The sequence below is a fragment of the Klebsiella sp. GW_Kp182 genome, from assembly GCF_040062275.1.
Taxonomy (GTDB): domain Bacteria; phylum Pseudomonadota; class Gammaproteobacteria; order Enterobacterales; family Enterobacteriaceae; genus Klebsiella; species Klebsiella michiganensis.
Genome location: NZ_JBEAFQ010000001.1, coordinates 107,944 through 124,497, shown reverse-complemented (window position 1 = coordinate 124,497; position 16,554 = coordinate 107,944). Strand labels below are relative to the sequence as shown.

The 16,554-nt window shown below is 54.5% G+C and carries 20 protein-coding genes; 12 read left to right on the top strand and 8 right to left on the bottom strand.

Translation table 11 applies throughout. From position 1 onward, the window contains the following. Positions 1 to 17: 17 nt before the first annotated feature. Positions 18 to 1,301 carry a YeaH/YhbH family protein gene (locus ABLU88_RS00640; RefSeq protein WP_004138302.1) on the top strand — a complete coding sequence of 428 codons (1,284 nt, stop codon included), beginning with the start codon at positions 18 to 20 and terminating at the stop codon, positions 1,299 to 1,301. A gap of 48 nt (positions 1,302 to 1,349) precedes the next feature. Here the strand turns inward: ABLU88_RS00640 and ABLU88_RS00635 are convergent, their stop codons facing one another. Beyond that, entirely contained in the window at positions 1,350 to 2,507 is a 1,158-nt protein-coding gene (locus ABLU88_RS00635; RefSeq protein ID WP_004850015.1) for a glycosyltransferase family 9 protein, read from the bottom strand. A gap of 361 nt (positions 2,508 to 2,868) precedes the next feature. Here ABLU88_RS00635 and dgcJ point away from each other — a divergent pair, with 361 nt between their 5' ends. The 3 genes from dgcJ to ABLU88_RS00620 all read left to right on the top strand — a co-directional run bounded on the left by dgcJ (position 2,869) and on the right by ABLU88_RS00620 (position 5,509). Continuing rightward, positions 2,869 to 4,365, top strand: coding sequence for a diguanylate cyclase DgcJ (gene dgcJ, locus ABLU88_RS00630; protein WP_048261684.1), 1,497 nt, complete (start codon positions 2,869 to 2,871; stop codon positions 4,363 to 4,365). 33 nt (positions 4,366 to 4,398) lie between these two features. Continuing rightward, complete coding sequence (locus ABLU88_RS00625; RefSeq protein ID WP_004850011.1) at positions 4,399 to 4,899, top strand: YbaK/prolyl-tRNA synthetase associated domain-containing protein; 501 nt, start codon at positions 4,399 to 4,401, stop codon at positions 4,897 to 4,899. A gap of 163 nt (positions 4,900 to 5,062) precedes the next feature. Then, positions 5,063 to 5,509 (top strand): DUF441 domain-containing protein, encoded by a 447-nt coding sequence (locus tag ABLU88_RS00620; RefSeq protein WP_004138309.1) that lies wholly within the window; start codon positions 5,063 to 5,065, stop codon positions 5,507 to 5,509. Here ABLU88_RS00620 and ABLU88_RS00615 read toward each other — a convergent pair. Beyond that, positions 5,493 to 6,287, bottom strand: a complete 795-nt coding sequence (locus ABLU88_RS00615) for a helix-turn-helix transcriptional regulator (RefSeq protein ID WP_162140806.1) — start codon at positions 6,285 to 6,287, stop codon at positions 5,493 to 5,495. The genes ABLU88_RS00620 and ABLU88_RS00615 overlap by 17 nt on opposite strands. A gap of 97 nt (positions 6,288 to 6,384) precedes the next feature. On the opposite strand from ABLU88_RS00615, the gene ABLU88_RS00610 reads away from it, so the two are divergent. Then, positions 6,385 to 7,569 carry a CynX/NimT family MFS transporter gene (locus tag ABLU88_RS00610; RefSeq protein ID WP_032692759.1) on the top strand — a complete coding sequence of 395 codons (1,185 nt, stop codon included), beginning with the start codon at positions 6,385 to 6,387 and terminating at the stop codon, positions 7,567 to 7,569. Positions 7,570 to 7,606: 37 nt separating this feature from the next. Here the strand turns inward: ABLU88_RS00610 and ABLU88_RS00605 are convergent, their stop codons facing one another. Next, positions 7,607 to 8,299, bottom strand: a complete 693-nt coding sequence (locus tag ABLU88_RS00605; RefSeq protein ID WP_025106945.1) for a CTP synthase — start codon at positions 8,297 to 8,299, stop codon at positions 7,607 to 7,609. Positions 8,300 to 8,461: 162 nt separating this feature from the next. Here ABLU88_RS00605 and ABLU88_RS00600 point away from each other — a divergent pair, with 162 nt between their 5' ends. Together ABLU88_RS00600 and ABLU88_RS00595 are read left to right on the top strand one after the other, a co-directional pair. Next, entirely contained in the window at positions 8,462 to 8,971 is a 510-nt protein-coding gene (locus tag ABLU88_RS00600) for a DUF523 domain-containing protein (RefSeq protein ID WP_224294119.1), read from the top strand. Continuing rightward, positions 8,958 to 9,302: a DUF488 domain-containing protein gene (locus ABLU88_RS00595; protein WP_014228940.1), complete on the top strand. Its 345-nt coding sequence runs from the start codon at positions 8,958 to 8,960 to the stop codon at positions 9,300 to 9,302. The genes ABLU88_RS00600 and ABLU88_RS00595 overlap by 14 nt, the downstream gene beginning before the upstream one ends. On the opposite strand, the gene ABLU88_RS00590 is transcribed toward ABLU88_RS00595, so the two are convergent. Beyond that, entirely contained in the window at positions 9,297 to 9,536 is a 240-nt protein-coding gene (locus ABLU88_RS00590; RefSeq protein ID WP_025106943.1) for a DUF333 domain-containing protein, read from the bottom strand. The two genes, ABLU88_RS00595 and ABLU88_RS00590, sit on opposite strands and share 6 nt — an antisense overlap. A 296-nt stretch (positions 9,537 to 9,832) precedes the next feature. Between ABLU88_RS00590 and ABLU88_RS00585 the strand changes: the two genes are divergently transcribed. From ABLU88_RS00585 to ABLU88_RS00575, 3 genes are all read left to right on the top strand, one after another. After that, a complete protein-coding gene (locus ABLU88_RS00585) occupies positions 9,833 to 10,846 on the top strand; it encodes a sensor domain-containing diguanylate cyclase (RefSeq protein ID WP_025106942.1) in 1,014 nt (337 codons plus the stop codon). A gap of 57 nt (positions 10,847 to 10,903) precedes the next feature. Further along, positions 10,904 to 11,005 (top strand): YoaK family small membrane protein, encoded by a 102-nt coding sequence (locus ABLU88_RS00580; RefSeq protein ID WP_004101234.1) that lies wholly within the window; start codon positions 10,904 to 10,906, stop codon positions 11,003 to 11,005. Positions 11,006 to 11,219: 214 nt separating this feature from the next. Then, positions 11,220 to 11,345, top strand: coding sequence for a hypothetical protein (locus tag ABLU88_RS00575; protein WP_086074258.1), 126 nt, complete (start codon positions 11,220 to 11,222; stop codon positions 11,343 to 11,345). 48 nt (positions 11,346 to 11,393) lie between these two features. Here the strand turns inward: ABLU88_RS00575 and ABLU88_RS00570 are convergent, their stop codons facing one another. The 4 genes from ABLU88_RS00570 to ABLU88_RS00555 all read right to left on the bottom strand — a co-directional run bounded on the left by ABLU88_RS00570 (position 11,394) and on the right by ABLU88_RS00555 (position 14,762). Then, positions 11,394 to 11,657, bottom strand: a complete 264-nt coding sequence (locus tag ABLU88_RS00570) for a DUF2534 family protein (protein ID WP_004131510.1) — start codon at positions 11,655 to 11,657, stop codon at positions 11,394 to 11,396. A 129-nt stretch (positions 11,658 to 11,786) separates the two neighbouring features. Next, a complete protein-coding gene (gene leuE, locus ABLU88_RS00565; RefSeq protein ID WP_025106941.1) occupies positions 11,787 to 12,425 on the bottom strand; it encodes a leucine efflux protein LeuE in 639 nt (212 codons plus the stop codon). 90 nt (positions 12,426 to 12,515) lie between these two features. Beyond that, the gene (lpxP, locus tag ABLU88_RS00560; protein ID WP_004138325.1) at positions 12,516 to 13,430 is read right to left on the bottom strand and encodes a kdo(2)-lipid IV(A) palmitoleoyltransferase; all 915 of its coding nucleotides are present in this window, start codon (positions 13,428 to 13,430) and stop codon (positions 12,516 to 12,518) included. Between the two features lie 543 nt (positions 13,431 to 13,973). Then, positions 13,974 to 14,762, bottom strand: coding sequence for a class I SAM-dependent methyltransferase (locus ABLU88_RS00555; protein ID WP_048261626.1), 789 nt, complete (start codon positions 14,760 to 14,762; stop codon positions 13,974 to 13,976). 259 nt (positions 14,763 to 15,021) lie between these two features. Between ABLU88_RS00555 and fecI the strand changes: the two genes are divergently transcribed. Beyond that, on the top strand, positions 15,022 to 15,543 hold the full coding sequence (gene fecI / locus ABLU88_RS00550; RefSeq protein WP_348836081.1) for a ferric citrate uptake sigma factor FecI: 522 nt from the start codon (positions 15,022 to 15,024) through the stop codon (positions 15,541 to 15,543). Continuing rightward, positions 15,540 to 16,487 (top strand): ferric citrate uptake sigma factor regulator FecR, encoded by a 948-nt coding sequence (gene fecR, locus ABLU88_RS00545; RefSeq protein ID WP_048261624.1) that lies wholly within the window; start codon positions 15,540 to 15,542, stop codon positions 16,485 to 16,487. Before fecI ends, fecR begins: the two co-directional genes overlap by 4 nt. Positions 16,488 to 16,554 lie beyond the last annotated feature (67 nt).

Here is a 16,554-nt window from a genome sequence, read left to right as displayed (position 1 = left end):
GCAGTACAGGAGGGCATATGACCTGGTTCATAGACCGACGCCTGAACGGGAAAAATAAAAGCGCCGTCAACCGGCAGCGCTTTCTGCGCCGCTATAAAGCGCAGATAAAACAGTCGATCTCCGAGGCCATAAACAAGCGCTCGGTGACCGATATTCAGAGCGGAGAGTCCGTCTCCATCCCAACGGACGATATTAACGAACCGATGTTTCATCAGGGGCGCGGCGGCCTGCGCAATCGCGTACACCCGGGTAACGATCACTTCGTACAGAATGACCGCATTGAGCGCCCTCAGGGCGGCGGAGGCGGTGGAGGCAGCGGTCAGGGCCAGGCCAGCGCCGACGGCGAAGGCCAGGATGAGTTTGTTTTTCAGATTTCGAAAGACGAATATCTCGATCTGCTCTTTGAAGATCTCGCCCTGCCGAACCTGAAGAAAAACCAGCAGCGTCAGCTGACGGAGTATAAAACCCATCGCGCGGGCTATACCGCTAACGGTGTGCCCGCTAACATCAGCGTCGTTCGCTCGCTGCAAAACTCGCTGGCGCGCCGCACGGCGATGACCGCCGGTAAACGCCGGGAACTGCACGCGCTGGAAGAAGACCTGGACACCATTAGCAAAAGCGAACCGGCGCAGCTGCTGGAAGAGGAGCGGCTGCGCAAAGAGATAGCCGAACTGCGGGCGAAAATTGACCGCGTGCCGTTCATTGACACTTTCGATCTGCGTTACAAGAACTACGAAAAACGGCCAGAACCGTCAAGTCAGGCCGTGATGTTCTGCCTGATGGACGTTTCCGGCTCCATGGACCAGGCGACAAAGGACATGGCAAAACGCTTTTACATCCTGCTGTATCTGTTCCTCAGCCGGACCTATAAAAACGTTGATGTGGTTTATATCCGCCACCATACGCAGGCGAAAGAGGTCGACGAACACGAATTCTTCTATTCGCAAGAAACCGGCGGCACCATTGTCTCCAGCGCCCTGAAGCTGATGGATGAAGTGGTCAAAGAGCGCTATGACCCGGCGCAGTGGAATATCTACGCCGCGCAGGCTTCGGATGGCGATAACTGGGCGGACGATTCACCGCTGTGTCACGAACTGCTGGCGAAGAAAATCCTGCCCGTGGTGCGCTACTATAGCTATATCGAGATAACCCGGCGCGCGCACCAGACGCTGTGGCGGGAATATGAACACCTGCAGTCAACCTTCGAAAACTTTGCTATGCAGCATATTCGCGACCCGGAAGATATTTATCCGGTGTTCCGTGAACTGTTTCACAAGCAAACCTCAAAAGCGGACGGTTAAGCCTTTCCGGACAGCCAGCACAGACGCTGGCTGTTTTTTTACCCCACCTTACCCGGCTCGCGCCTGTTGCAGGGTGACGGGATCAATCTCCGACATTATCAGGTCGGGCAAGCTCTCCAGCTGGTATACCTTGCCGCATTTAACGATAATCTGCCGCGCGTTGTCGTACCCCGGAGCCCAGAGTCGATTATTCATCCGCACATCTTTGTAGACCGCGATAAGCGGTTTTTTCCACGCCGCCGCCATATGGACCACCGAGGTATCCGGCGAGATAACTAAGTCGGCCTCGGCGATAAGCGCCATGCAGTGGTGCAGCGTTTTAAACGGATTCACGCAGACCTTCTCCGGCAGGGGGATCCGGATTTCATTGCGATGATCGAGCAATATGATATTGACGTCCGGATAATCCTCACACAGCCTGGCCAGAAGCGTTGCCAGCTGCGCCTGCGACATGCTGCGGTCCTGATGCCCGGCAAAAATATTAATCACCACGTTACGCCCGTTGAGCGCCGCCAGATAATCACGAACCTGCTGGCAGATATCCTGTGGTATATGCAGATCATAAGATTGCAGAGATTTTTTATCCAGCTGCAGATAATCAGCGATAAAAGAAAATGTCTTACTGACGTGCCAGTTTTCACAGTCAAAATCAAAAGACTTGCTGTAGTGTTTAATAGAAGGCCACTTATTGAAACCCAGTACCGCTCTGGGCTTTATCTGTCGTAACAACAGCATCCTGTGTACCGGAATATCAAACAACGACGGGTCGATTACAATATCGTACTTATTATTCGCAAGCTCAGTAATAACTGACTGAGGAACGTTATGGGTAAATTTGTGCAAATAATCCGCCGAGTCGACATTCTCGGCCTCATAGATATGGCGAATGCGCGGATTATACCGCATGACCTGACTATTGGATTTGGTCAACAGAAAGTCAACGGTCATTCCCGCCTCGTGAAGACATTTAACCAGCGCTGAATCAACAACTACATCGCCGATCGCACCTTCATTACGCATTAACAGCACCGTTTTTGCGGAGGTTAAATCAGCTTCGCGGCGCGCGCGACTATCCCAGAACGCTTTAGCGATATAGACTCGCAGATCATTGCGTATTTTCTTAAAAAAATAATTTCTCCGCCTGTTTAGCGCCCTTATTTTTTTAAACTTTCGAGGGGTTCCCTGCACCGCTGCGTTTTCCATCATGATAACCTCATTGCCGCTTTCAATAGTACTGCCTGTAACCCTGCTAAGGACTGGTAAAAATAAGAAAAGTTCGCTTGATAATTAACATTATTTCATTTTTAGCTGCACCAGGATAGCCATAGCAGCGTCATTGCAGCATATTTCATTGAGGATAAAATGAGTGAAAAATGGATTTTGCAGGATATTTATGACAGCAATATTCATTAGCGCCCTCATATTTAATAAACTATTTATTTTCATTGCCGCGCGGTGGTGCCCGATTCCGGCACTGGATAGATAAACAGTCTGCCTGCCACCGAACGTGGCGTCCCTGCGCCGCACATGGTAGAATTGTCTTAATTGTGCTGGCGAAATTATCATCATGAAATTACAGAATAAATTACTCCGACATTTCATTTCTGCGGGGGTGGTTGTCCTGACATCTTCATTTCTGGTGTATGAATTAGTCGCCAGCCATCGGGATATGTCGGAATACATGCGCTACATCGTCGAGAAGGGCGAATCCGCCTTTCTGTACGATAAATATCAAAATCAGTTGGTTATCTCCCAGGTCTCGCGAAAGCTGGATACGCATCCCACTGCCGAAAAGGCCCAACAGGCCTGCGCTGGCGTGCAGACCAATGGCAACGTATACGGGCTCAATATCGCCGGGCATACCTTCCCCGGGCTTCACGGTACGCTCAGTACCACCCAGCCTTCGTGCGAGCCGTGGATTAACGATCTCCCGGCCCTGCAGGCTTTTGATGCCGCGATAGCCCAAAGCGATATTATCGCCGCGCTGAATTCGGCAACCTTCAAATCCGATAAACGCTTCCGCTATTACCTCGATTTAGACAATAAATACGCGTATTTCTATTCGCCGATTGAGATAAATAGCAGCCCCGTTGATAACTGGAACTTTCTTCACGACAGTAAACTGGGCATCACTCAGTTCAGTCTTAACGGTTTACTTCGCGGGCGTACGCTAATTTCCAGTATCTATGCTGACGCGCTAACCGGACAGAATATTTTGTCGTTCTTAACCCCGGTCTATCATCGGGATCGGCTGAAGGGCATTGTGATGGTGGACGTCACTCGTCACGATATTGAGAAGCTGCTCTATACCACCGACCGCCCCCTGGTCTGGCGCTATCTCGACATCACCTTAACGGACTCGGACTCAACGTCTGAAATCCGCGTTCACCGCAGCAACACGCATTTTTTCAGCTACGCCCACCATAGCCAGCAGGTGGCGGAAAACCTGCACATTTCGCTGTCGCTGGATATGTCCTATTTTCTGCTTAGCTCCTGGAAGCTATTTTTGTTTTACCTGATATCTACCGGCGTTCTGCTGCACCTGGTACGCATGCACTTTCGCCTGTATACCGACGTTTTTAAAGAAAACATTAGTGATTCTTTAACCGGTCTGTACAACCGAAAAATTCTCTCCTCGCTGCTGGAATCGCGTATGCAAAAGCTCACCGAGCAAGGCGTGAATATCGTGTTTATGGCGCTGGACTGCGACCGGCTAAAATACCTTAATGACACCTGGGGACACGATGAAGGCGACCGCGCCATCGTGCTGCTCGCCCAGTCCATTTCCGCCGCCATACGTAAAAGCGATTACGGCATCCGGCTGGGCGGCGATGAGTTCTTCCTGATACTGATCGATTATGAGGAACAGGAGGCGAAAAATATACCCGAGCGTATTCGCCAGCACCTGAAGGAAATTGACATTAACCAGCGCGTTAATTTCTCATGGGGGGCCTGCAGCATGGCGCCGGGGGATAGCCTGGCCGACGTCATGAAAATCGCGGATGCCCGGCTGTACGAAAATAAAAAGCAAAAAAAACACGCTTACCCGGGGCGAGAGGATTAATCTTGAGGTTTTATTTTTAAGGAAAAAAACGACATGAACGCGCCGGTAAAAGTGAGTATTCATCAGCAGCTGTTGGCGCTGCTTAACCGCGACCACGCCCGTTACCGGGTCGTGGAACATGAAGCCGTCGGAAAGTGTGAAGCCGTGTCGAAGATCCGCGGCACCGCGCTGGGTCAGGGAGCAAAAGCGCTGGTATGTAAAATTAAAGGACATGGGGTTAATCAGCACGTTCTGGCTATCCTTGCCGCCGATCTGCAGGCGGATTTAGCCCGTCTGGCCGAATACGTCGGCGGCAGCAAAGCCTCTCTGGCCAGTCCGGCGGAAGTTGACGCCCTGACCGCCTGCGTCTTTGGCGCCATTCCCCCTTTCAGCTTCCACCCCTCTTTACGCCTGGTCGCCGACCCGCTGCTGTTTGAGCGCTTCCCGGAAATCGCCTTCAACGCCGGGCAGCTTGATAAGTCCATCATCCTTGATACCGCCGACTATCTGCGTATTGCCCGTCCGGAACTGATCGCGTTTCATCGCGAAGCCTGATTGTTCCCTCTCCTGCGCCAGGGCGCGCATTGTGCCGCGGGGGAAAATCGATCGTGCAGATGCCTCAAATCGCGAGTCTGCGATAAAAAACCTGTTTACTTACGCGATTATGCGTAGAGTAAACGGGCTGTTCTTTTTTATATTCTGGCAAGGACCTCTGCACATGCTCGACACCACCCTGTTAATACTGCTGGGCCTGGCGGCGCTCGGCTTTATTAGCCATAACACCACCGTAGCTATTTCAATCCTGGTATTAATTATCGTCCGCGTCACCCCGCTCAACGCCTTCTTTCCGTGGATTGAAAAGCAAGGGCTGACCATCGGTATTATTATTCTCACCATCGGCGTGATGGCGCCCATTGCCAGCGGCACGCTACCGCCCTCTACGCTGCTGCACTCCTTCGTGAACTGGAAATCGTTGCTGGCGATTGCCGTGGGGGTTTTTGTTTCCTGGCTCGGCGGGCGCGGCGTGGCGCTGATGGGCTCGCAGCCGCAGCTGGTAGCCGGACTGCTGGTCGGCACCGTGCTCGGCGTCGCCCTCTTCCGCGGCGTCCCGGTCGGCCCGCTGATCGCCGCCGGGATCATTTCGCTGTTTATTGGGAAGTCGTAGCCAGGCTGGCAAGATAGCGCCCCGGGGTTTGCCCGAGGCCCTTTTTAAACATGGTAATAAAGGCGGTGGTCGAGTCATAGCCCAGGCTCTGCGCCGTCTGCTGTACCGTCTGCCCGCGGATCAGCATCTGCAGGGAGAGGATCAGCTGCAGCTGATGTCGCCAGCGGCGAAAGCTTAAGCCCGTCTCACGCACCACCAGCCGCGCCAGATTGCGTTCGCTCATGGCAAACTCCGCAGCCCACTGCGCCAGCGTTTGCCAGCGGGCCGGGTCGACGGCCATCGTGTCCACCATCTGACGAATTTTTGGATGCCCGGAGACCGGGAGCTGCAGGTGCTCCTGCGGCTGCTGCGGGAGTTCATCGAACAGCACCTGCACCAGGCGGTTCATTGCCGGTTTAGCGAGTTCGGCCCTGCCGCGCTCGGCCATAACGAGGATAAGCTCGCGCACCAGCGGCGAAATCTTTAGCGTGCAGCAGAAATCCGGCATCGGCGCCGCGTGGGGTTCAATAAATAAAAAGCAGACCTGCGCCTCCGGCGTCGCGCGATTGCTGTGCGGCACCTGTCCCGGTACCCACACCGCGTACTGCGGAGGCACCATCCACATCGCGTTCTCCACTTCGCAGGTCAGCGCTCCGTGCAGCGCCAGGATGAGCTGACCTTTACGGTGCTGATGGCGCGGAATGTACTGCTCGTCCGCGACCACCTGAATACGAAAAGCCGCCGCCGCTTCGTGGCCGCTGTCCGGGTCGTAGCCGTCCAGGCCGAGTCCGATCATGATATTGTCCGATTTTAGCGATAATCTGTCATTTTAGCTTGATTTAAACAGGCGGCAAACAGGCTATGGTAAGCGCCACGTATTCTTGTTTGAGATAGCCATGAATTCTGTTTCACCTTCTGCCGGCCGCCGTAATCTGCTATTGATTGCCGGTATTCTGCTTATCGCCACCACCTTGCGGGTCACCTTTACCGGCGCCGCGCCGCTGCTTGATGCCATTCGCAGCGAATATGGCCTCACCACCGCGCAAACCGGTCTGTTAACCACACTGCCGCTGCTGGCCTTTGGCCTGGTCTCGCCGCTGGCGGCGGGTGTCGCCCGCCGATTCGGCATTGAACGTAGCCTGCTGCTGGCGATGATCCTGATTTGCCTCGGCGTGGGTCTGCGCTCCCTGCCCTTCGTCTCGCTGCTGTTTATCGGAACCGCGATTATCGGCTGCGGCATCGCCCTGGGAAACGTTCTGCTGCCCGGACTGATCAAACGTGACTTCTCGCAGCACGTCGCCAAAATGACCGGCGCTTACTCTCTCACCATGGGGGGCGCGGCGGCGCTGGGTTCGGCAATGGTCGTTCCGCTGGCGCTCGCCGGACTGGGCTGGCGCGGCGCGCTGTTGATGCTGATGGCATTTCCGCTGCTGGCGCTGTTTATCTGGCTACCGCAGGCGCGCAGGCAAGTCACCGCGCCGCTGACGGGGTCGGGCGCCATCCACAACCGCGGGATCTGGCGCTCGGCGCTGGCCTGGCAGGTGACGCTGTTTCTCGGGATTAACTCGCTGGTCTACTACGTCATCATCGGCTGGCTGCCCGCCATTTTGCAAAGCATAGGCTACAGCGAAGCGCAGGCGGGCTCCCTGCACGGGCTGCTCCAGCTCGCCACCGCGGCGCCGGGGCTGGCGATCCCGTTAATACTGCATCGGCTGAAAGATCAGCGCGGCATTGCGGTGCTGGTCGCCCTGATGTGTGCAGTCAGCGCGCTCGGTTTATGGTTTTTACCCGCTCAGGCGGTGCTGTGGACGCTTATCTTTGGCTTCGGTTCCGGCGCGACCATGATTCTGGGATTGACCTTTATCGGGCTGCGCGCCAGCTCGGCGCACCAGGCCGCCGCGCTGTCGGGAATGGCGCAGGCGGTGGGCTATCTGCTGGCCGCCTGCGGGCCGCCGGTGATGGGAAAAATTCATGATGCCAACGGCGACTGGCATATCCCGCTGATCGCCGTGGCGCTGATTTCCGTTGCGATGGCGGTATTTGGCGCGCTGGCCGGTCGCGATCGGGAGATCAACGGCTAGCGATATCGACGCCCGGCAACCGCCGCCGGGCGTTCGCTCACTGACTTGCCGCGCGTAAAAACGCGTGAACCAGCGGCGCAGGTCTGCCTTCCAGCGCATTGCGCTCGTGCTGAAATAGCGTGGCGACAAAGAACGGATGCGTCACCAGTTCTACCGCCCGAATCTCACCGTCATCATCCCAGCCCGTAACCCGCAGGTCGCCCTGCTCCAGCTCGCGGGCAAAATCGCTGGCAATCCCGTAGCTGCAGTGGTAACCCTCTTCAATACTGTCGCGGCCATAGGCGCGAGAGATCAGCGTATTGGCCCGCAGTTCAATGTTGTCCGACTTTTCTACCAGCGAGCAGCTAAGCGGCGCGATAACCATCCGGCCTTCGGTATCGGTTTCCGCATGTGCGGCATCCCGCCAGCCCATAACGTTGCGCGCGTATTCGATAATCGCGTGCTGGAATCCTCCGCAGGTGCCAAGGAACGGAATGCTGTTTTCCCGCGCGTGGCGTATAGCGATAAACGCGCCTTCGGCGTTTTTATAGGGGCTGGCGGGAACCACCCAGATAGCATCGTAATCAGCGAGATCGTCAGCGGACTTTATTTCGCTGGTGGCCAGCCAGTCATAACGCAGCGGCAGCTCCAGTACGGCGGCGGCATCATCAATCGCCAGGGGAATCGCTTTATGGGCAACTACATCAGGGTTGTAATCACCAACCAGGGCAATACGCAGGGGGGAGTTCATAGCAGAATCCTTATGTCAGAGCGAATATCAGGCAACACAAGGAGCCTCAGGTTAGCGATCTCAACGGCAGAACACAATCCTTATTTTGTCTGCTTCTGAACGCGGGTAATTTAGCCTGACTGGCGCTATGGTATAGGGCAGACAAATCGCTATGGATGCATGATGAAGGACAAAATTTTGGTTAGCGCCTGCCTGATGGGCTTTCAGGTTCGCTATAACGGTAGCCACAAAGCCCGGCTGGCTAACGCGCTGTCTCGCTGGCAGAGCGAGGGGCGGCTGGTCACCCACTGCCCGGAGCTGGCTGCCGGATTGCCCATCCCCAGGCTACCGGCGGAAATCCTTGGCGCGCAGGGAGCGGATGTCATGCAAAACCGTGCGAAAATTGTTGAAAGTGACGGCCAGGACGTCACTGCGAGCTATCAGCTGGCCGCCTGGCTGGCGCTAAAAGCAGCGCAGGAGGAAGGCTGTACCGCAGCATTGCTCACCGACGGCAGCCCAACCTGCGGCAGTCAGTTTATCTATGATGGTACCTTTAACGGACAGCGCAAACCCGGCGCTGGCGTTGCCGCCGCCCTGCTTCGCGAATACGGGATAACGGTATTTTCCGAGCAGCAGTTGCCGCAGCTGCTTGCCTGGATGGAACAGAGGGAGAGTGACGATGATTCAATGTAAACGGGTTTATGACCCGCAGGAAGCGAGCGACGGCTACCGGATACTGGTAGACCGCCTGTGGCCGCGCGGAATAAAAAAAGAGGCGCTGAATTACGATGAGTGGTGCAAAATCCTGGCGCCATCGACTGATTTGCGTAAGGCTTTTCACGGCGAGACGCTTGATTTTGCCCACTTTAGCCAGCGCTATCGCCAGGAGCTGGAAGCCCACCGCGATGAAGGCGAGCGCCTGGCCGCGCTTGCCAGGCAGCAGCCGCTGACGCTGCTCTACGCAGCGAAAAACACCCGGCAAAACCATGCCCAGGTGCTGGCTGACTGGCTGAAAGCGCTATGACTTAGCCGGATGATCGCGGCGCCAGAGCGCCCATTCATCTAACGTTTCACCACTGGGTAGCTTGCACTCGGTGCGCACGCCCTGCGGGCTTTGGACAGGAACCTGTTTCCCTCCCAGCTGCTGGCAGTATACCGAAGCCGGGTTAGCCATCCCTATCGGGTGTGCTTGCTGCGCCGGCTGACTCTGCGCGCATCCGGCAAGCGCCAGAGGCAGCATGACTATCATCCCCTTCATTTCCCCTCCTTAATCGATTAAAACGGTCTTTCACCCTGAATCTCCACGGTTTCTCCATTTTAGCTGCACTTTTGCATCGTAGAGTAGCCCTGTTCTCGAATTGACCAGAGAACAGATCATTCCATAATCAATGAGTTTTCCCCGTCGCCCCCGACGGGGCTTTTTTTCCCGCCGCGGATGCAGGTATTCTCCCCCCAGATGTGTTAAATTTTGTGTATCTCTGTTAATTCTGCGCTGATTGTTTTTTAGCATCATTTGCTGGTAGTGACGATTAGCATTCGGGAGCCGTATTTCTCATGTCCGATTTTATTCTCGCTCGCGTGTCGCAAACGCTCGCTAATGAACACTCCCTCGAAACCCTGGTGCGACAGCTGCTTGAGATGCTGGAGCTGGTTACCCGAATGGAATCTACCTACCTGACTCGTATCGACTTCGACGCGCAGCGCCAGCATATTATGTACGCGCACAACAGCAGCGAAATGCAGATCCCCGAAGGGTTCTCCGTCCCGTGGAACGACTCGCTGTGCAAACGCGCGCTGGACGACCGCTGCATTTTTAGCAACGATGTTGCCGAGCGCTGGCGTTCGTGTCTCGCCGCCCAGGATTTGGGGATCGCCACCTTTTTCAGCATTCCCGTGCGCCTGACCGACGGCTCATTATTCGGCACGCTGTGCGCCACCAGCCGGGCAAGACAGCCCTATAACATTGAGGGTGAGCAGGTGATGAATCTGTTTGCCAACCTCATCTCCCATTACGTTGAGAAAGAGACGCTGGTACAGCAGCTTCGGGCGGCTAACGTCGCGCTGGAGATGCATTCGTATACCGACGAGCTTACGGGTTTGCCGAATCGCCGCTCGCTGTTTAAGCATCTTGCCGCACAGTTTTCGCAGGCCCGGGAACAGCAGCGCAGCGTGCTACTGATTTTTATCGATCTCGATGATTTCAAAGCAATCAACGATCGATTCGGCCACCCGTGCGGCGACAGCTTTTTGATTCAGATCGGAGAACGCCTGGCCGCCCGCGTGCGCAGCGGCGATATTGTAGGCCGTCTCGGCGGCGATGAGTTTTTAATTGTCGGTCCGGGTCCCGATTCAGCCGACCAGCAGGAGTATATCGCCGCGTTACGTCAAGCGCTGGCGGGGATCTATTTCCTTGGCGAACACCGGATTAACTACCCCGGCGCCAGTTTTGGGGTGATTGAAGCCGACCCCTGGCAGATCGACGTAGAACTGGCGCTGCGCGCCGCCGATGAGGCGATGTATCAGGATAAGCAGTCTCGCCGTCAGGGGCGTTTTTTTCATATTGACTAATCTACGGTGAAATCCCGTATCATAGTCGACACGACTCGCACTTACAGGGGCTCAATAATGAGACTGGGTATTCTATTTCCGGTGGCTATTTTTATCGTCGCCGTGGTTTTTCTGGGCTGGTTTTTTGTCGGCGGCTATGCGGCACCAGGCGGAGCGTAATGAAAAAAAGCACCATAATTATGCTTATTGTCGCCATCGTCGCCGTGGCGGGTACGCAATTGGGCTGGTGGTAAATCCAGGATTATTCGCGCGTCTTTCCGGCAAGGATTGCAGAATTATCTCATCTACTCAATAAGTTAAAAGCATACACTCACCTCATCAGCCGATGGCGCATGCCCGTTTTTGCGCACGGATTTAACTGGAGAAGTGAGAAATGAAAAAACCGATCGTGTTGCCGTTGATTCTGGCGCTTTGCACGCTGTTATCGGGATGTATTGTCGACCCAGGCTATCACCATCAACACCGCCACCATCATCATGACGACAGAGACTGGCGATAGCCGTGGAAACATAATAAGGCGAACTTCGGTTCGCCTTATTGCATGAAATTAGTCCCGGCGGTCGGAACCTAAAAAGAGGAAACCCAGCGGGATGGAAAACAGCAGCGTAAACACAATGCTGTAAACCGTGACCATCGCCCCCTGCAGGAAGAACATTGACGTCGTCCATTCTGAATACGGCATATTGTATTCACTCACCACGCCGCCAAAGGTGGCGCGCCCAACCACGATAAGCGCGATGGCAAAGATCGCCGCGATCGACAAAAAGAACTTCTTGCTGTTTTTATTGCTGGTGAGTTTCTGCAGAATCATCCGGGTTCCCTTTTTTCTGAGCGATAATCGGCTGTATATGTAACACCAATGCAATCAAAATTGAAGGGATTTTGTTACGAGGCAGTGACAGTCACTATAGGGCCGGTCCCGCGTACCGGCCCCCAACGATTACGACTGGAGCGTCGCCAGACGGGCGGCAAAACCGACAAACACAAGGCCTATCAGACTGTTGCCGATTTTCGCCAGCTTCTTTTTCGTCTTCACGTAACGCGTGACGAAAGAGCCGGAGAGGATCAAAAAGCTCATATAGATGAAGCTGATTATCTCCAGGGTCAGCGCCAGAATAAAGAACGCCAGCCCGGGCGTTTTGGCGCTGACGTCAATAAACTGCACGAAGAATGAGACATAAAAAAGAATCGCTTTTGGATTCGTCAGGCTAAGGGTCAGCGAACGTTTGAGAATCGCGCTGCCCGGCTCGGAATCAGCAGACGAATGACCATCACGCTGGGTTAACACCGCGTAGAGCATCTTGCCGCCCATCCACAGCAGATAAATCGCCCCCAGGTAACGCACGATATTGAACAGCACCGGCGTAGTCTTGATGAGCGTCGCGACGCCGGCAAAAGCCAGAAACATCAGCACCGCATCGCCAATAAACACGCCTGCCGCCGCCAGATACCCTTTTTTAACGCCGTGGGCGATGCCGGTCTTGAGGACAAAAAAGGTATTCGGGCCGGGAACCAGGATGATAAAGATAGCGCCGACCAGATAGGTCAGGTAATTCAATACACCAAACTCAGCGAACACAACGCACTCCTTCGCTTACAACAAAAAATATGATCCCGCGCACGTTAACGCAACCGGGACCATTTTGAAAGCGCCGCGAGTGCGGAGGGCTTAATAGAGCGAAGTTTCGCCCAGCGGACGGGTTTTAAAGCGGCGGTGAACCCACAGGTATTGCTCCGGCGCGCGCAGGATCTCTTTCTCAATAACCTTGTTGATATAGCTTGCCGCATCCTGTTTATCTTCGCCAGGATAGTCGCTCATGACGTCGCTGATGTGCAGGCTATAACCTCTGCGGTCCGCTTTACGCACCATGCTGATGGTGAGCATTTTCGCGCCCGACAAACGAGAGAGTACGTAGGTACCGTTGGTCGTTGCTGCCTGCTGTACCGAGAAGAACGGAGCAAATACGCTCCCCTTCGGGCCGTAGTCCTGATCCGGCGCAAACCACACCGCTTCACCCGACTTTAAGGCATGTACCAGACCGGATAAATTACGACGGTCAATCATCGCCTTGTTCGAGCGCAAACGACCGCGCGTCTGCACCCACTCCATTAACGGGCTATTATGCGGACGGTAGGTCGCCATCATCGGACGACACAGCCCCATCGTACGGCCACCCAGTTCAAGCGACATAAAGTGGACGCCAACGACCATCACGCCTTTTTGTTCGCTCAGGGCATTATTGAGATTGACCATACCTTCCACGTCAAACCATTTCTTAACGCGCTCATCGCTCCAGAACCATGCCATCCCTGTTTCAATCAGGCCCATCCCTAGCGACATGAAGTTCTGTTCGATAAGCTTTTCGCGCGCCGCGGGCGACATGGTGGGAAAGCAAAGTTCGAGATTGCGTCTGGCGATATGCTCACGGCGTTTCAGGAAGCGCCGGGATGCGCGACCGGCGCTGGTACCGATAAGATGCAAGACGGGATAAGGAAGCTGGACGATGAGCCAGAGCACGCCCAGGCCAAACCAGGTCCCCCAATTACGGGGATGAAGAAGTTTTTTATTAAAAGCGTAAGACATGTTTTTTCCTGTAAACATTAGAACATGAGGTAACGCTTAAGGAAAAAACGAGTCCCTTCATCTGTCATTAGGCGGTACGTGTAGCAGTTCAGACAATAATAATCCTGGTAAATTCACTCCGGCAAGTAAAAAAAGAGGCCAACAGAAAAAAACACAATACCAGCACACCTGTAACAAAATGTAAATAAAAAAGTGAATAATAAACCTCAAATATCCACCGCAAGAATGATTAACGCGCTAATCATTCAACATAAAGTATGCGTCTTTTCCAACCAGAACGTCGCTGTGGTAACCCGCAGGCCGCAGCTGAAGCCGCGTCGAGGTACGGCTGCATCCAGATGAGGTCGGGGTAGCCTCTGCTTTCTGTTATCCTTTTCACAACGTTTGCGGACAGGCTATTCCTTTATCTTCCATAAGCCTCACTGACATAAAATAGCAATATTAAAAATGAGTGTCAGAGAAATGACTAAAATAAGAATCAGCTTATTTTACTTTCCTGACAATAATTAATATTTATCGACAATTATCCATATCGCCGGTGGGTTATTTCAGACTTTTTACCTCCGTTGCTTTAACAGAACAGCAGGCAATAAAGTTCAAATGCCTTTTATGACGTTGAAAAAAACGCAACATAGAGAAAAATCTCGGACGATTCTCGCGCTTCAACAAACCATTGCCGACAATTTTTAGCGCCTGTTTAAAACCTTCATCTTTCATCAACCCTCGCGGCGACATCAGCGACATCGGTCCATGATGAATGCTTACGGCGTCAAAGCCGGTCCGTTGGAAAAGCGTCTGCCAGGCGGCGGCGCTCAGCGGGCTGACGTGGGATTTCACCACCCCCTGCAGCTGCCGCCGGGCGTCCTCTCCCAGCGCATCCTGCGTATACATGATATCGTGCGTCAGCAAACGACCGCCGGGCTTAAGAACGCGAAAATATTCCGCCACCAGTTTCTCTTTGGCTTTATCCGCATACATGGTGAGCATCGCTTCATTTATCACCATATCAAACGTTGCATCGGCAAATGGCAGCCGAGCGGCATTCGCCTCCATCACTATCACCCGATGATCCACACCTTCGCGAACGATATTTTGCCGGGCTTTCGCCAGCGCGTCTTTATCCATATCGATGGCGTAAACGCTGCAGCGAAAACGCTGCGCCAGCTCAATAGAGGTTGTCCCCATATTACAGGCTACCTCCAGAACTTTACTGTCGGCGGTAAAACCCGCCTGCTGAAATAGCCACTCTGTGGCTTCAATGCCGCCGGGGCGTAAGCGGGTTTTCCCCAGGCTTGCCAAAAACGTATGTCCGGCTTTTTCGCTTGCGTTCATTTGACTTTCCTCACTCTCCATAAGATGCATTATAAATACAACATTAAGGTTAAGGAGGGAATAATGATAATGAATTTTATTTGCATTAAGCAGAAAGGGAAAGAAATGATGCAATGAGGGGAAAAATCTATTCAATATTTAACAATCACTTATCGTTACTATGAGTCTATATGGCCCTTATCCCTGCCGCGCTTTATTGAAATGATAACCATTCTCATATTAACATATGCCGTATTGATCAACTCTCCTGAACCTGGCTATGTCACCTTCTTCCGCCATCGCCTCTCCGCTGACGCTTGCCTCGCTCTATAGCGACCATCATGGCTGGCTGAAAAAATGGCTTACCCATAAGTTGCAATCCGCTTATGACGCCGACGACGTAGCGCAGGACACCTTTGTCCGAATTATGGCCGGCGAGTCGCTGTTGACGATTCGCGATCCAAAATCTTTTCTCTGCACGATTGCTAAACGGGTGATGATCGACCTGTTCCGCCGCAACGCCCTGGAGCGCGCCTGGCTCGACATGCTCTCTCAGCTACCGCCAGAGCTCTCTCCCTCACCGGAGCTATGGCAGAGCCAGCTCGAACTGTTACAGCAGATTGATGCCATGCTGGACGGGCTTAACGCAAAAGCCCGGGAAGCGTTTTTGCTCTCGCAGCTTGAAGGGCTGACCTACGCCGATATCGCCAGCCGCCTGGCGGTTTCCATCAGTTCGGTTAAGAAATATATCGCGAAAGCCACCGAGCACTGCCTGCTGTTCCGTCTGGAGAATGGCCTGTGAAACCGACGCTAAGCGAATCCCGTCGTCAGGCGCTGCGTTCCGCCTCGCACTGGTACGCGGTCCTCAGCGATGGGCGCGTCAGTCCGCAGCTGGAGGCCCGCTGGCAGCAGTGGTATGAGCAAAACAACGAAAATCAGTGGGCGTGGCAGCAGGTAGAAAACCTGCGTCAGCAGATGGGGCAACTGCCGGGCGGGCTGGCCAGCCGTGCTCTTCACGATAGCCGTCTGGCGCGTCGCCACGTGCTGAAAGGGCTGATGCTTTTGCTGGCGGCCGGAGGCAGCTGGCGGCTCTGGGAGTCCGAGCTGGCGGAGGGCCTCCGCGCCGACTACCGGACGGCGAAAGGAATACCGCGCCCGCAGCGGCTTGCCGACGGTTCGCTGCTGACGCTGAATAGCGAAAGTGCCGCCGACGTCCGTTTTGACGCGCGGCAGCGCATGGTTCATTTACGCTACGGCGAAATCGCCATCAGGACCGCTCACGACAGCCGGCAGCGGCCTTTTCGGGTGCAAACGCGGGAAGGCACTCTCACCGCGCTCGGGACCGCATTCACCGTCCGTCAGTTTGCCGGCGGCACCCGGCTGGCGGTACAGCAGCATGCCGTAGAAGTGGTTTTACCGTCCGGCAGCGCCCAACGCGTTAACGCCGGGGAAAGCCTGTGGTTTACCCGCGATCGCTTCGCCGCCCTGGTTAAGCTCAACGGCGGCGAGGATAGCTGGATCCGGGGCGTGCTGACCTTCCACGACGCCCCGCTGAGCGAAGTGGTCGAAACCCTCGCCCGCTATCGCTCCGGGGTGCTGCGCTGCGATCCCGCCGTGGCCGATTTACGCCTGAGCGGCACCTTTCCGCTGGGCGACCCTGATGCCATTCTGCAGGTTATCGCGCAAACGCTGCCGATTACATTGCGGTCTGTCACCCGCTACTGGGTCACGCTCGTTCCGGCCTGAGAAAAAAAATCGAAAAAATTCTCATTCTCTATTGTCCCTTTTCCCCTGCTCGTTCGACTTATCTGAT